This is a genomic window from Thermodesulfovibrio hydrogeniphilus, assembly GCF_054657355.1.
Map to the genome: position 1 here is coordinate 2,197,768 of NZ_BAAHYW010000001.1, position 13,866 is coordinate 2,211,633.

Below are 13,866 nucleotides of genomic sequence, written 5' to 3' on the forward strand. Positions count from 1 at the left end.
TCGCTTACAGTGATTTATGATCAGGGCGAAGAAAGTTTTACAAAAATTTATCCATATCTTTTTAAAATCTCTCTTGCCACAATAATACCAGATGCAGAAGCTTGAATCAAACCTCTTGAAACACCTGCTCCATCACCTGCAGCGAAAAGATTTTTTATCTCTGTTTCAAGAGAGCTGTTCAGTTTCAACCTCATACTATAAAGCTTAACTTCAACTCCGTAAAGAAGTGTATGGGAAGAATTTATTCCGGGCATGATATTATCAAGGGCTTCAAGCATTTCAAGTATATTCACAAGATAGCGATAAGGAAGAACAAAGCTTAAATCTCCTGCAGTTGCATCTTTAAGGGTAGGCTGAATTGCATTGCGAGATATTCTCTCAGGTGTTGATCTTCTTCCTTTTTTAAGGTCTCCAAGTCTTTGCACTAAAACACCCTGTCCAAGAAAGTTAGCAAGGCGAGCTATGCTTTGCCCGTATAAAATTGGTTCTTTAAAAGGTTCTGTAAAATATGTGCTTGAAAGAATGGCAAAGTTTGTATTGTCTGTTTTTCTGTCTGAATAGCTATGGCCATTTACTGTCCATATGCCATCTATGTTTTCCCTTACGACTTCTCCGTGTGGATTGACGCAGAAAGTTCTAACAACATCATCAAAAGTTCTTGAATAATATATAAACTTAGGCTCATAACAAATACTTGTGAGAGGGTCACAAACTGAAGCAGGTGCTTCTACTCTTACACCTATGTCAACTGGATTAAGCTCTGTCTTCAGCTTAAGCCTTCTTGCTTCTGCCTCAAGCCATGCACTTCCAGCTCTTCCCGGTGCAAGTACAACAAAACGAGCACTGACACTTTCTCCATTTTTTAAAGTAATACCCTTCACCTTCTTGCTTTCAACAATAATTTTTTCTGCAGGTATGTTGAAAATGAAGTCAACCTTTTGCTGTAGAGACTCTTTAATTGATTTCAATACTTCAAAGCATTTTTCAGTTCCAATGTGTCTAATTCTTGTGGGAACAAACAATAGTCCGTATTTTGATGCCTCATTCTTTATTTTTTCAACTGTTTCTATATCAGGAGCAAAGATTTTTTGAGGTGCTCCGTATTGAATATAAACCCTGTCAACATAATCAATAAGTTGTTGAAGTTCATCCTTTGAAATGTATCTGTTTAAAAATCCACCAATTTCTGTTGATAAATTAAGCTTTCCATCGCTGTATGCTCCAGCACCACCCCAACCACTAATAATACTGCAAACTGGACAATCCATGCATTTTCCAGTTTTTTGCATGGGACAATGCCTTTGCTCAATACTTTTGCCCTTTTCAACAATCAAAATGTTTAGGTTAGAGTTTTTGGCAAGCTCTAATGCAGTGAATATTCCAGCAGGTCCAGCTCCGACAATGACGACATCATATTTGTTTTTCAATCCCATTTTTTATAAGATAATCCAAAGCATTGTAGTTTGTTAAATCTATGTGAAGGGGAGTGACAGACACAAATCCTTCCATTATTGCCTGAATATCTGTGTTTTCCATTCTATGCCATGATACTACTCCACCACCTATCCAGTATTGCTTTTCTCCCCACGGTGAGAAAATTTCGTGGATTGAGTTTTCGTATGAGCGTTTTCCTTGTCTTGTTACTTTTATTCCGTTTATCTCTTGCAAAGCTTTATTTGGAACATTGACATTTAAAAGCGTGTCCTGAGGAAGTCCTTTTTCAAGAATAAACTTTGCAATTTTTAAGGCAAAGTAACAGGCAGTCTCATATTTAAAAGGTCTTTCACCTACAAGGGAAATAGCAAAAGATGGCACTCCAAGAATTGTTCCTTCAATTGCAGCAGAAACTGTTCCAGAGTAAGTGATATCCTCGCCCAAGTTTGCTCCTTTGTTTATTCCCGATACTACAAGGTCAGGTTCACGGGGAAGTATTTTTTTCACGCCAAGAACAACGCAGTCTGTAGGAGTGCCGTTTAAGCTGTAGCAATTTTCTTTGATTAAATCAACCTTAAGAGGTCTGTGCATTGTAAGGGCATGACTTACTGCAGAACGGTCTCTGTCAGGAGCAACAATGACAACTTCTCCAATTTCCTTCAATGTCTCATAAAGAGTTTGGATGCCTTTTGAGAAAAATCCATCATCATTTGTCAAAAGTATCAAAGCCATTTACTTATTCCTCTGAATAACATAGTCTGCTATTTTAAAAAGAGTATCTCTTTCAGGAGAATCTGGAAAAACCTTAAGTGAATCCTTTGCTTTTTCAACATAATTTTTAGCTATCTGCATTGAGGAGCTAATGCAGTTGTATTTGTTAAGATAATTTAAGATTTTTGCAAGGTCTTCGTCAGAAAAATTATCTTTTTTCAAAATTGTTACAATCTCTTCTTTTTCATCAGCCTTTTTTAAAAGTTCAATCAAAGGCAAGGTGATTTTACCTTCCATCAAGTCTTTACCAAGAGTTTTACCAAGAGCTTTTTCTTCAGCAACATAGTCAAGAATATCATCAACCATTTGAAATGCTACTCCGATGTGGTATCCAAAATCAGTCAGGGCTTGTAGTTTTTCATTGGATAACTTAGCAAGAATTCCTGCAATTCTGCATGCTGCTGTGATAAGCCCAGCTGTTTTTCCTGTTATTATTTTTATATAATCTTCAAATGTGATTGTTGGATCCCCTGTCTTCATAAGCTGAAGAATTTCACCCTCTGCCATTTGATAGGTCGCACGAGATAGGGCTTCCATTATCGGAAGGCTTTCCTGTGCAACGCTTATATGAAGAGCTTTTGCATAAAGATAATCGCCAAGAAGAATGACTGTTTGGTTTCCCCATATCCTGTTTGCAGATTTTTTGCCTCTTCTGAGCTCAGCCTCATCAACAACATCATCATGAAGTAGACTTGCAGTATGTAATGCCTCAATCACTGCAGCAAGAATCACTCTTTTGTATCCTTTATATCCTGCAAGGTCCGAACACATAAGAAGAAAAAGAGGCCTCAGCCTTTTGCCACCTGAGCTTATAATGTAAGAGCCAATTGTAGGAATCAGGGCTGCATCAGACTGAAATATGTTTACAAGTTCCTTTTCAACTTCCTTTAGTTCTCCTTCGTATCTTTGAAGAATCTCCCTTAAATTCACAGATTAAGCCTCAGTTTTTCAATTTTTTTGTCGTTGGAGATATATTTTATATGCTTTGGCAAAAATGCACCTTTCTCGGTAATTATAGCTGTTACATATTTTGCAGGTGTTATATCAAAAGCTCTATTAATAACTTTCACACCCTCTGGAGCTATTCTAACTCCCTTGATAGTTGTCACCTCATCAGCAATTCTTTCTTCAATAGGAATCTCATCTCCTGATGCAATTGATAAATCTATGCTTGATACAGGTGCTGCAACATAAAAGGGAACTTTATTTTCCTTACATAGCACAGCTAATGAGTATGTGCCTATTTTGTTTGCCACATCTCCATTTCTTACTGTTCTGTCAGTCCCTACAATTACAAAATCAACTGCACCGCTTCTTAAAATAGCTCCATCAGAATTGTCAGTTATTAAAGTAACATCAATTCCTGCCTGCATGAGTTCAAATGTTGTTATTCTTGCCCCTTGAAGCACAGGTCTTGTCTCGCATGAAATCACTTTAAATTTTATCCCTTGCTCTTTTGCAAGATACATTCCTGCTGTAGCAGTTCCATAACCTCCTGTTGCAAGAGCCCCAGCGTTACAGTAAGTCATAACAGTGCAACCATCTTTGAAAAGAGGCAGTGCATACTCACCAATTTTTCTATTTATCTCTATGTCTTCCTGCTGAATTTTCAAAGCCTCGTTTTTAATAATTGATTGTAGCTCATCAATAGAGGCATTAAGATTATTGTGAATGATTTTATCAATTCTCTCCACCGCCCAGCGAATATTAACCGCTGTTGGTCTTGTTGAGAGTATTCTTTGAAGAACAGGTTTTAATTTTTTGTAAAATTCATTTACATCTGTTGCTTCAATATTCAATGAAGCCAATGCAATAGCCATTGAAGCTGCGATACCTATCGCAGGAGCGCCCCGTATTGAAAGATTTTCAATTGCATTAGCTACTTCTTCATAATGCGTGCATTTGAGATACTCTATCTTTTCTGGAAGAAGTCTTTGGTCAAGTATGTAAACTGTATCATTTTCCCACTTGATTGATTGAAGCATAGGCATATTATAACAATTTTTGATGATTTAAATCTTGTAACATGAACAACCTTAAAAAAATCCAACAATTTAAACCTAAATTGAGAGCTTTGTACATAAAACCCTTGTGAACATATCATTGCAAGCCTCAACTAAACTTAGGTTTGGTAACTTCCTCTTGAGGATTACTAAGAGAGGAGATTTTTTCTTTTTTTTCAAAGGTTTGCAGTGACGATGTTTAGGATTGCTATGCTATCTTTCGCAACATTTGGATTTACAGTTATGAATGTGTTTTATATTTTTGAAGTTAAAGAAAGTAATTGAAAATATTTTTAATTTTTAATGTGGAACTATATGAATATACTGAAAAATTTTAATATTAAATGCGAGAGGTGGGATTTGAACCCACACGGTGTTACCCACTGGATTCTAAGTCCAGCGCGTCTGCCATTCCGCCACTCTCGCAATTATTTAATTTTAAGTGATTTTTCAGAAGTTTTTCAATTATAAGCATTAGAGATAATAAAAAATGTCCGTTAAATAAATATGGATAGATAAAAATAAAAAGTCCATAAAATGCATAAATACCTCTGTTTCAAAACAAGGTAATGTCAAAAATTATATGAAAAAAATGAAAAAGATAAGAATAAGATAACAGGGAAGGGGGTTTTTATGAATAAAACAAATACGGGAAGGTCTAAGTATGGTAGAATTAAGGAAAAGACGGAAAAAGCCTGCTGTGTCCCAATGGTGTGGCTACAGGTAGCAATGACAATTGGAAATCGCTCAATTGGTTAAATATAATTTCAAACATCGCGGCTGAAACTATGATATATGTAAAGATTGCTCCTATTTTCCCAAGTGTTAAGATGCCGTATATTAAAGGAATATAATAAAATTCTTCAAAAACCACATGATGTGTTTTAAATTTGAAGGCAATAAAATGAAATATTGTAAGAAGTAATGAGAAGATAATTATAGCAATCATGTGATATATTTTATTATCAACTATTTTAAATATCTTCATGAATTATTTACTTCGCTTTATTAGATAGTAACCTGCGGTAAGTCCTAATATTATCACACCTATTCCTATTAGTGAAAGACTGGGAATTTCTTTGACATCAAGTATAATGACCTTCCTTGAGATAGCAATAATTGCTACTGCCATGACAACTTTAACATGGTCAACAGATTCGGATAGATATGTCTTCATTATAGTTTTAAGAAGCTCAATTCCAATTATAACAAGCATGAAAAATCCAAAAAGTTCAAGAAGTTCTTCAATATCAAGAATAAAAACAGGCGGAGTAATAACATCCTTTATTATAAGCCAGCCAAGTTCAACAGTAGAGAGCAACAAAACAAACGCCATCATTACAGTAAGAACTTTAATGATAAGTTTTTTAAATTTTATGAGGTAGTCAAACACAACCAGCTTCCTTATTTTTTTTATAATATCAAAAAAATTACTATTTCTCTAATTCTCTGTTTTTACTTGTTTCTCGTCATTCTTTTTGGATTTAAGCCATATTGAAAATAAAAATCCAATAATAATACCAACGACAACAGAAAGAAATATAACTATAGCAAGAGATGCCTCAAAACTCCAAAAAATAAAAGAAATATTAACAACATAGGTGTTCTGGATAGAAAATAGAATGACAAACAAAAAAAGTATTATGAACATTATCATTTTAAAAATGTCATCACATCTTTAAAAAATTAAAACTATTTAAATATACTCTAAACCCAATAAAACTTCAACCTTATTCCGAAAAATAGAGATAGACACGCGTCACTGCGAGCCCACCTGTTGCAAGCGATAGCGTGGCAATTATCCACACCGTCACTGCGAGCCCCTCGATGGGGCGAAGCAGTCTCTAATTCGTGGTTGGTGGATGGTGATTGGTGAACACCCGCCCTGCCATTGCGAGCGAAGCGAAGCAATCTCGCCTTTCTATCCTTCGTCACAAAAAGATAGATCACTTCGGCTTGCTTAGCAAGCCTCGTGATGACAAAAGAGAAACTCACTGTGAGCCTCAATTTAGTTATTGGTGATTGGTGGATGGTGGTTAGTGATTGGTGACTGTGGTGAATGGTGGATGGTGAACACCTCTCAGTCATTGCGAGCAAAGCGAGGAGGAAGCAATCTCGTCGTCATAGTGACATAGAGCGACAGTGCTACAGAGCGACAGAACTTATTTTAAGAAGAGATTGCTTCGGTAGACCTTTGGTCTGCCTCGCAATGACTTTCCCCTCTCCGTCATTGCGAGGGCACGAATTGCCTGAAGTAATCTTGCCTTTCTCTTTCAATAAGAAGAGATTGCTTCGCATCCTTCGTATGCTCGCAATGACGAAAAAAATAAAGGATTGCTCGCAATGACAGCAAAAAATACTCAATTTTCAAACGTTTATACCAATTATTGGATTTCTATCGCTATTTTTTGAGAAAATCAAGCTATTTCCTTTGTTTTCTTTTTTGTTGTAAAATTTAATCTATGTTTTCCTACTTGATGAAAAGATTTATGCTGATGATTCCAATCCTGTTTGGAATAACTCTTATATGCTTTGTTGTAATAAATCTTGCACCCGGTTCTCCAGCTACTCTTTCAGAAGAATTTTCTCCAAAAGCTTCTCCAGAGGCAGCTGAGGCTTTAAAGAAACTCTATGGTTTAGATAAACCATTACACGAAAGATATATAAATTGGTTAAGAATGGTAATTACCTTAGACCTTGGAAAAAGCTTTGTTGATGGAAGATCCGTAAATGAAAAGATTAAAGAAAGACTACCAATTACTGTCACTTTAAATCTCCTTTCTCTTTTATTTATCTTTATCATTGCTATTCCTATAGGAGTTTATTCTGCATTAAAACCCGGAAGTCTGATTGATAGAGCTCTTACTGTTTTTGTGTTTACGGGATTTTCTGTGCCAACTTTTTGGCTTGCGTTACTTGCAATGATAGTGTTCGGAGTAAATCTTGGATGGCTTCCCATTTCAGGAATTCAGAGCATAGGAGCAGAGAATTTGCCTTTGCATGAAAGAATATTAGACTGGATTAAACATTTGATTTTACCCGTTACAATTATGTCATTTTCTGGACTGGCAGGTATGTCTCGTTATACAAGGTCAAGCATGCTTGAAACACTAAAGCAAGATTATATCAGAACAGCAAGGGCAAAGGGACTTCCAGAAAGAGTTATAATTATCAGACATGCTTTAAGAAATGCATTGCTACCAGTAGTAACCCTTTTGGGATTAGCTATTCCGGGACTTATTGGTGGTAGCGTCATATTTGAAAGTATATTTTCAATCCCCGGAATGGGTCAGTTGTTTTACTCATCTGCAATGGCAAGGGATTATCCAACTATAATGGGAATTCTTTTGTTTGGAGCATTCTTAACATTGATTGGAAATCTTTTGGCTGACATAGCATATTTTATAGTTGACCCAAGAATCAGAGTAAACAAGAATGTTTAGAATAATAATTAAAAGAATACTCAAAAACAAGCCTGCTGTTTGTGGTTTGTCTTTTATTTTATTAATATTTATAATAGCCTTGTTTGCTCCAATAATTTCACCTTATGATCCATACAAAATTGATGTTTATCATGTGCTTGAGCCACCATCTAAGGAGCATATATTTGGCACAGATGAGCTTGGTAGAGATGTATTTTCAAGGATAATATACGGTGCACGAGTGTCTCTAAAAGTTGGCTTTATTGCAATGGGTATAGCTATACTTACAGGAACTATTTTAGGAGCAATAGCTGGATATTATGCTGGATTTATTGATACATTAATCATGAGAGTAGTTGATGTAATGCTCGCATTTCCGACATTGTTTTTAATTCTTGCGGTAGTTGCAGTTCTTGAACCCAGCATTTATATTATTATGGTTGTAATAGGACTAACAGGTTGGATGGATGTTGCAAGGCTTGTAAGAGCAGAAGTTTTGTCTATAAAAGAAAGGGAGTTTGTTCTTGCAGCAAGGGCAATGGGTGCAAGTTCTGGAAGAATAATTTTTCAACACATTCTCCCAAATGCTATTTATCCTGTTATCGTTGCTGCAACTTTTTCAGTTGGGGGAGCTATTTTAATTGAAAGTGGGCTCAGCTTTCTTGGACTTGGTATTCAACCTCCAGAGCCAAGTTGGGGAGGAATACTTAGCGTTGGAAAAGATTATATTACAGTTGCGTGGTGGATGAGCTTTTTTCCCGGTGTTGCAATATTTCTTACTGTGCTTTCTTTTAATCTTTTGGGAGAAGCTTTAAGAGATGCTATGGACCCCAGACATTGGGCGTAAAATAGATTTTGAAAATATAAATAATTCCGTGCTAAAATAGAAAATCTGGAGAGGTGCCGGAGTGGCCGAACGGGCGCGACTGGAAATCGCGTGTGGGGTCTAAAAGCTCCACCGAGGGTTCAAATCCCTCCCTCTCCGTATTTTATGTATGGGAGGTTAATTTTATGTTAAAAGTAGTTGCCTTCAACGGAAGTCCACGAAAAAATGGTAATACTTACCATACTTTAAAAATGGTTGCTGAGGAATTAGAAAAGGAAAATATAAAGGTAGAAATTATTCAAGCTGGAAGCAAAAATATCAGAGGTTGCATTGCCTGTTATAAATGTGCTCAGAATAAAAATGAAAGATGTGCTATTGATGACGATGTTAACAGTTGGATTCAAAAAATTAAAAAAGCCGATGGAGTTATTTTAGGCTCTCCTGTATATTTTTCAGGTATTGCCGGAACTTTTAAATGTTTTTTAGACAGAGCATTTCTTGTATCATCAGTAAATGGAAGTTTATTCAGACATAAAGTAGGTGTAGCTGTTGTTGCTGACAGGCGTTCAGGTGGGGTGAGCACCTTTGACCAACTCCTGCATTATTTGCATTATGCTGAAATGATTGTTCCATCCTCCAATTATTGGAATGTTATTTTTGGAAGGAATCCCGGAGAAGTTCTCAAGGATGAAGAAGGAATGCAGATCATGCGAATTCTTGGAAAAAATATGGCATGGACATTGAAACTTGTTGAAAATGGAAAAGATAAAGTTATTTCACCAGAGAAGGAAGATAAGATATTTTTCAGCTTTATAAGATAAAGTCATTTATTTTCTATGGAAAAAATTAATCGCTTCAATTAACTGTTTTTTATTGCCAACATAAATAATGATATCACCCTCTTTTATGATAAAATCAGCTGGAGGATTTAGTATCGTTTCTTCTCCTCTCTGAATTGCTATTACTGTAACCTTTGCTTTGTGCCTTATATCAAGAGACTTTAATGTATGCCCAACTAACCATGAGTCTTTTTCAACATAAAAGCTATCCATCTCAAGTCCCTCAAAGAGCACGCATTCAAGTCCCGCTCTTGTTTTTGGTATTTCTGACTGAGTTAAAATTTCGTATCCCTCTTGTCTAATGGATTCAATCATTTGTAGAATTTTATTTCTCGGAACTCCAAAATGATGTAACACACGAGCAAAAATTTCAAGAGAAGTTTCAAACTCTTCAGGTATGACTTCATTGGCACCTAATTTTTTGAGCTCTTGTATCTCCGCAATAAACCTTGTCCTGACAATTATATGTATTTTCGGATTCTCAGCCCTTGCAAGCTGAACAATTTTTCTCGTTGCATTAGGGTCTGATATTGCTATTACAATTACTTTTGCTCTTTTTATACCAAGTTTATGCAAAATTTCAGGATTAGTCCCGTCTCCATAATATATCGGCTCTCCTTTTTTCTTCATCTTTCTTACTGTATCAGGATTTAATTCCAAAATCGTGTATGGAATCCTTGTTTCTTTAAGAACCTTCGCAAGATTTCTACCATTTAGACCAAAACCTATAATAATCACATGATTTGATTTCTTCACAATAACATCAGTTTCTTTGATTTTTCCAGCCTTTTCAAAATATTTAAAAGGCTTTTTTTGTACTAAGTGGTCAATTAAACTTGGAGAGTATTTTATAATCAGCGGAGTAAATAGCATAGTTATAACAGAAGCTGAAATAAAACTTTGATAAGCATCTTCATCTAAAAGACCAGCAGTCTTTCCAGTAAATGCCAGTATAAAAGAGAATTCACCAATCTGCGCGAGAGAAAAAGCTGATTTAAGTGATACTTTAAGGGAATGTATAAAAGTATATGAAATAAAAGCTATAATCAAAGCTTTGATTGCAAAAATATTTCCTACAAGTATAACTTCCTCTAACAAATGATTTCTGATGTAATCAATATTAAGAAGCATACCAACGGATATAAAAAAGATGCCTGAGAAAGTCTCTTTAAAAGGTAAAATATCAGCGACTGCCTGAGCAGAATACTCAGACTCTGAAATAACAACGCCTGCTAAAAAAGCTCCAAGTGCAAGCGAAAGCCCTAATTTAGAAGTAAAAAGAGCTGTTCCCAAACAAATAGATATTACAACAATGATAAAAAGTTCTCTGCTTCTTGTCTTTACTATTTCATGAAGAATATAGGGGACAGCAACCCTTGAAAAAAGGAATACTAAAGATAGAATTGCGAAAGATTTAAGAATAACCGTAAAAAAATTATAATAGCTACCTCCCTGACCGGAAAGCATCTGAGTGAAAAGCATTAATGGCACTACACAAAGGTCTTGGAATAAAAGAATTCCTAAACATATTTTTCCATGAGGCGTATTTAATTCGCCCCGATCAGAAAGAAGTTTCATGACAATGGCAGTGCTACTTAAAGCCACGATGAAACCATAAAATATGGCATTATTAAAATCAGTATTGAGAGCAAATTGACTGAGCAAGCTAATTACAATTATCGTTACAACAACCTGAAGAGTTCCCAATAAAAAGACTTCTTTTTTTAAGGTAATCAGTCTTGGAATTGAGAATTCAATTCCTATGGTGAACATGAGAAGAATAACTCCAATTTCTGCTATCAATTCAACTTCATGGGGATCTTTAATTAATCCCATCCCATAAGGACCTATAATTGTGCCAGCAATAAGGAATCCAACAATTGGTGGGATGTGAAGTTTTCCCAATATATAGATTATAAGTCCGGAAATACCAAAGATGATGAGTATAGCCTGGAGAAATTCGTAAATCATAATACATATGATAACAAATAATTGAATTTTAGCAAAGTGCTGTTAGCCTGTTATAATAATATTATGAAGGGTAGGGCAGTTTACATAAAAACATTTGGTTGTCAAATGAATGAGCATGATACAGAGAGGATTTTGGGAATTCTTACTTCAAAGGGATTTATTGAGGTTGAGGAACCCAAAAAGGCTGATTTAATTATCTTTAACACATGTGCAATAAGAGAGAAGGCTGAACAAAAGTTTTTAAGTAGTCTCGGAAGAGTTAAGCATCTTAAAAGAAGAAATTCTAATCTAAAAATCATCGTTGCTGGTTGCTCTGCGCAACTTCAAGGAGAAAAGCTTTTAGAAAAAGCTCCATATATAGATTATATAATTGGTCCAGATAACATTTCATTAATTGAAAATATCATAGAGAGGAATTTTCATGAAAAGCTACTGATTCATGAAAATCCTGATATTCATAAAATTAATCTTCCCGCACAAAGAAAAGAGCCTGTGAAAGCATGGGTAAATATTATTTATGGTTGTAATAATTACTGTAGCTATTGTGTTGTTCCGTATACAAGGGGTAGGGAGAGAAGCAGACCCGCTGAAAATATAGTTGATGAAATTAGACTACTTGCAGAAGGTGGTTATAAAGAAGTAACACTTCTTGGACAAAATGTTAACTCATACAAAGATGGAGAAATAGATTTTCCAGCATTACTTGAAAAAATAAATGATATTGAAGGCATTGAAAGAATTAGATTTGTAACATCCCATCCAAAGGATTTGTCTAAAAGACTTGTTGAAGTAATAAGAGATTGTTCAAAAGTATGTGAACACATTCATCTGCCACTTCAGGCAGGTTCAACAAAAATTTTAAAACTCATGAATAGAAAATATACTTATGAAGAATATCTTGAAAAAATTCATCTTCTTAGAGATACTATTCCTGAAATAGCTATTACTTCAGACATTATTGTAGGCTTTCCTCAAGAAACAGATGAAGATTTTGAAAAAACTATCTATGCTTTAAAGGAAATTCAATTTGATGGTATTTTTGCATTTAAATTTTCTCCAAGACCTGGAACACCCGGTGCAAGGCTTGAAGGTCAGATTAATGAAGAACTTAAATCTCAAAGACTTACAGAGATTTTAAAAATCCAAGATAAAATAACAGAATTAAAAAACAAAAGATTAGAAGGAACAATTCAGGAAGTTCTTGTAGAAGGAAAAGACGAAGAGGGATTTACAACTGGAAGAACAAGAACCAACAAAATTGTAAAGATAGACTCAGAAATCTATCCGGGAGAAATTATAAAAGTAAAAATTAACAAAGCTCACAGACACTCCTTAGAAGGAGTAATCCTTTCACAATGAAAGTTTCTCTTATTACCTACGGCTGCAGAGTTAATCAGGCAGAGTTTCAACAATTAGAAAAATATTTGAAACAGGCTGGATATGAAATCACAGAAAATTCAGAAGAAGCTGATTGCTGGATTATAAACACATGTGCAGTCACTCATAAAGCAGAAATTCAATCAAGGCAAATCATAAATAAAGCGATAAAATTAGGAAAAAAATGCTTTGTAACAGGATGTTATGCGGAACTTTATGAGAAAAAACTTAAAGAAAAAAAATTAACTTTAATTTCTAATTATGAAAAAGACAGTTTAGCCAGTTTATTCCCACCAATAGCTACCAAAGAAATTTTGCCTCAACTTAAAAGGCATAGAGCAATAGTTAAAGTGCAGGACGGCTGCAATCAATTTTGTAGTTATTGCATTGTTCCATATTTAAGAGGAAAACCAAAAAGTTATAACGCTGATGAGGTTTTAAAAGTTATAAAAGAATATGAAGATATGGGGATCAAAGAAATTGTTATCAGTGGAATTAATTTGGGACTTTACGGAAAAGATATTAAAAATCAATTGAATTTGAATAAATTATTAAAGTTAATTCTTAAAAACAGCAATCAATGCAAAATTAGACTTAGCTCTCTAAATGTAAATTTTATAGATGAAGAATTTTTAGAGATAATTTCGCATCCACGAATTTGTAAACACCTTCATATTCCGCTTCAAAGTGGTAGTGATAAGATTTTGAATTTAATGAGAAGACCATACAATAGAGAAAAGTTTATAAAAACTTTGGATAAAATATTTAAGCTTTATCCAGAAATTGCAATAGGCACTGATGTAATAGTTGGTTTTCCTTCTGAGAATGAAGCAGATTTTAAAGATACTAAAAAACTCATTGAAGATGCAGAATTTGCATATCTACATGTTTTTACTTACTCAACTCGTCCTTTAACGCTTGCTTCAAAATTCTCAGAACAGATACCAGAGCCGATTAAAAAAGAAAGAACCAATCAACTTCTTGAAATTGCCAAATCAAAGAAAAAGTCTTATATTGAAAAATTTATTGGAAAAGAACTTGAAGTAATAGTAGAAAATAAAAAAAACGATTTATCTACAGGCACTTCTGACAATTACATCAAGTGTATTTTCAAGAAAAATCAAGTAGTGTCTGGTAGTCTTGTAAAAGGAAAAGTGGTTCAGACCGATGATGAACACGCATATTTAATTTTTTAATTAGAACTTCTGAAATCAATTGAATTT

Annotated in this window: 13 protein-coding genes and 2 tRNA genes; 7 read left to right on the forward strand and 8 right to left on the reverse strand. The window is 34.7% G+C overall.

Features of this window, described 5'->3' with window-relative positions; genetic code table 11:
- Window positions 1-47 precede the first annotated feature (47 nt).
- The 5 genes from ACYQ3P_RS11195 to ACYQ3P_RS11215 all read right to left on the reverse strand — a co-directional run bounded on the left by ACYQ3P_RS11195 (window position 48) and on the right by ACYQ3P_RS11215 (window position 4,634).
- Window positions 48-1,427 carry an NAD(P)/FAD-dependent oxidoreductase gene (locus tag ACYQ3P_RS11195; RefSeq protein WP_460177948.1) on the reverse strand — a complete coding sequence of 460 codons (1,380 nt, stop codon included), beginning with the start codon at window positions 1,425-1,427 and terminating at the stop codon, window positions 48-50.
- On the reverse strand, window positions 1,411-2,166 hold the full coding sequence (gene surE / locus ACYQ3P_RS11200) for a 5'/3'-nucleotidase SurE (RefSeq protein ID WP_460177949.1): 756 nt from the start codon (window positions 2,164-2,166) through the stop codon (window positions 1,411-1,413). The genes ACYQ3P_RS11195 and surE overlap by 17 nt, the downstream gene beginning before the upstream one ends.
- Window positions 2,167-3,135 (reverse strand): polyprenyl synthetase family protein, encoded by a 969-nt coding sequence (locus ACYQ3P_RS11205; RefSeq protein WP_460177950.1) that lies wholly within the window; start codon window positions 3,133-3,135, stop codon window positions 2,167-2,169.
- Window positions 3,132-4,196, reverse strand: coding sequence for an S-methyl-5-thioribose-1-phosphate isomerase (gene mtnA, locus ACYQ3P_RS11210; protein WP_460177951.1), 1,065 nt, complete (start codon window positions 4,194-4,196; stop codon window positions 3,132-3,134). Before mtnA ends, ACYQ3P_RS11205 begins: the two co-directional genes overlap by 4 nt.
- 357 nt (window positions 4,197-4,553) lie before the next feature.
- A tRNA-Leu gene (locus ACYQ3P_RS11215) sits at window positions 4,554-4,634 on the reverse strand.
- A 207-nt stretch (window positions 4,635-4,841) separates the two neighbouring features.
- On the opposite strand from ACYQ3P_RS11215, the gene ACYQ3P_RS11220 reads away from it, so the two are divergent.
- Window positions 4,842-4,967, forward strand: coding sequence for a hypothetical protein (locus ACYQ3P_RS11220; protein ID WP_460177952.1), 126 nt, complete (start codon window positions 4,842-4,844; stop codon window positions 4,965-4,967).
- A 232-nt stretch (window positions 4,968-5,199) separates the two neighbouring features.
- Here ACYQ3P_RS11220 and ACYQ3P_RS11225 read toward each other — a convergent pair whose 3' ends face one another.
- Window positions 5,200-5,601: a phosphate-starvation-inducible PsiE family protein gene (locus ACYQ3P_RS11225; protein WP_460177953.1), complete on the reverse strand. Its 402-nt coding sequence runs from the start codon at window positions 5,599-5,601 to the stop codon at window positions 5,200-5,202.
- Window positions 5,602-5,649: 48 nt separating this feature from the next.
- Entirely contained in the window at window positions 5,650-5,865 is a 216-nt protein-coding gene (locus ACYQ3P_RS11230) for a lipopolysaccharide assembly protein LapA domain-containing protein (protein WP_460177954.1), read from the reverse strand.
- Window positions 5,866-6,670: 805 nt separating this feature from the next.
- Here ACYQ3P_RS11230 and ACYQ3P_RS11235 point away from each other — a divergent pair.
- The 4 genes from ACYQ3P_RS11235 (at window position 6,671) to ACYQ3P_RS11250 (ending at window position 9,277) form a co-directional block, all read left to right on the forward strand.
- The gene (locus ACYQ3P_RS11235) at window positions 6,671-7,651 is read left to right on the forward strand and encodes an ABC transporter permease (RefSeq protein ID WP_460177955.1); all 981 of its coding nucleotides are present in this window, start codon (window positions 6,671-6,673) and stop codon (window positions 7,649-7,651) included.
- Entirely contained in the window at window positions 7,644-8,477 is an 834-nt protein-coding gene (opp4C, locus tag ACYQ3P_RS11240; protein WP_460177956.1) for an oligopeptide ABC transporter permease, read from the forward strand. The genes ACYQ3P_RS11235 and opp4C overlap by 8 nt, the downstream gene beginning before the upstream one ends.
- Before the next feature lie 47 nt (window positions 8,478-8,524).
- Window positions 8,525-8,615, forward strand: a tRNA-Ser gene (locus ACYQ3P_RS11245).
- Window positions 8,616-8,641: 26 nt separating this feature from the next.
- The gene (locus tag ACYQ3P_RS11250; protein WP_460177957.1) at window positions 8,642-9,277 is read left to right on the forward strand and encodes a flavodoxin family protein; all 636 of its coding nucleotides are present in this window, start codon (window positions 8,642-8,644) and stop codon (window positions 9,275-9,277) included.
- 6 nt (window positions 9,278-9,283) lie between these two features.
- Here the strand turns inward: ACYQ3P_RS11250 and ACYQ3P_RS11255 are convergent, their stop codons facing one another.
- Window positions 9,284-11,266: a monovalent cation:proton antiporter family protein gene (locus ACYQ3P_RS11255; protein ID WP_460177958.1), complete on the reverse strand. Its 1,983-nt coding sequence runs from the start codon at window positions 11,264-11,266 to the stop codon at window positions 9,284-9,286.
- Window positions 11,267-11,329: 63 nt separating this feature from the next.
- Here ACYQ3P_RS11255 and miaB point away from each other — a divergent pair, with 63 nt between their 5' ends.
- Together miaB and mtaB are read left to right on the forward strand one after the other, a co-directional pair.
- Entirely contained in the window at window positions 11,330-12,625 is a 1,296-nt protein-coding gene (gene miaB / locus ACYQ3P_RS11260) for a tRNA (N6-isopentenyl adenosine(37)-C2)-methylthiotransferase MiaB (protein WP_460177959.1), read from the forward strand.
- On the forward strand, window positions 12,622-13,839 hold the full coding sequence (mtaB, locus tag ACYQ3P_RS11265) for a tRNA (N(6)-L-threonylcarbamoyladenosine(37)-C(2))-methylthiotransferase MtaB (RefSeq protein WP_460177960.1): 1,218 nt from the start codon (window positions 12,622-12,624) through the stop codon (window positions 13,837-13,839). The genes miaB and mtaB overlap by 4 nt, the downstream gene beginning before the upstream one ends.
- The last annotated feature ends 27 nt before the right edge of the window (window positions 13,840-13,866 follow it).

Bases quoted from the DNA above. Each gene is read 5' to 3' on its own strand.
- surE (WP_460177949.1), bottom strand. From the start codon at position 2,166: ATGGCTTTGATACTTTTGACAAATGATGATGGATTTTTCTCAAAAGGC.
- mtnA (WP_460177951.1), bottom strand. From the start codon at position 4,196: ATGCCTATGCTTCAATCAATCAAGTGGGAAAATGATACAGTTTACATA.
- ACYQ3P_RS11220 (WP_460177952.1), top strand. From the start codon at position 4,842: ATGAATAAAACAAATACGGGAAGGTCTAAGTATGGTAGAATTAAGGAA.
- ACYQ3P_RS11230 (WP_460177954.1), bottom strand. From the start codon at position 5,865: ATGATAATGTTCATAATACTTTTTTTGTTTGTCATTCTATTTTCTATC.
- ACYQ3P_RS11235 (WP_460177955.1), top strand. From the start codon at position 6,671: ATGTTTTCCTACTTGATGAAAAGATTTATGCTGATGATTCCAATCCTG.
- opp4C (WP_460177956.1), top strand. From the start codon at position 7,644: ATGTTTAGAATAATAATTAAAAGAATACTCAAAAACAAGCCTGCTGTT.
- ACYQ3P_RS11250 (WP_460177957.1), top strand. From the start codon at position 8,642: ATGTTAAAAGTAGTTGCCTTCAACGGAAGTCCACGAAAAAATGGTAAT.
- ACYQ3P_RS11255 (WP_460177958.1), bottom strand. From the start codon at position 11,266: ATGATTTACGAATTTCTCCAGGCTATACTCATCATCTTTGGTATTTCC.
- miaB (WP_460177959.1), top strand. From the start codon at position 11,330: ATGAAGGGTAGGGCAGTTTACATAAAAACATTTGGTTGTCAAATGAAT.
- mtaB (WP_460177960.1), top strand. From the start codon at position 12,622: ATGAAAGTTTCTCTTATTACCTACGGCTGCAGAGTTAATCAGGCAGAG.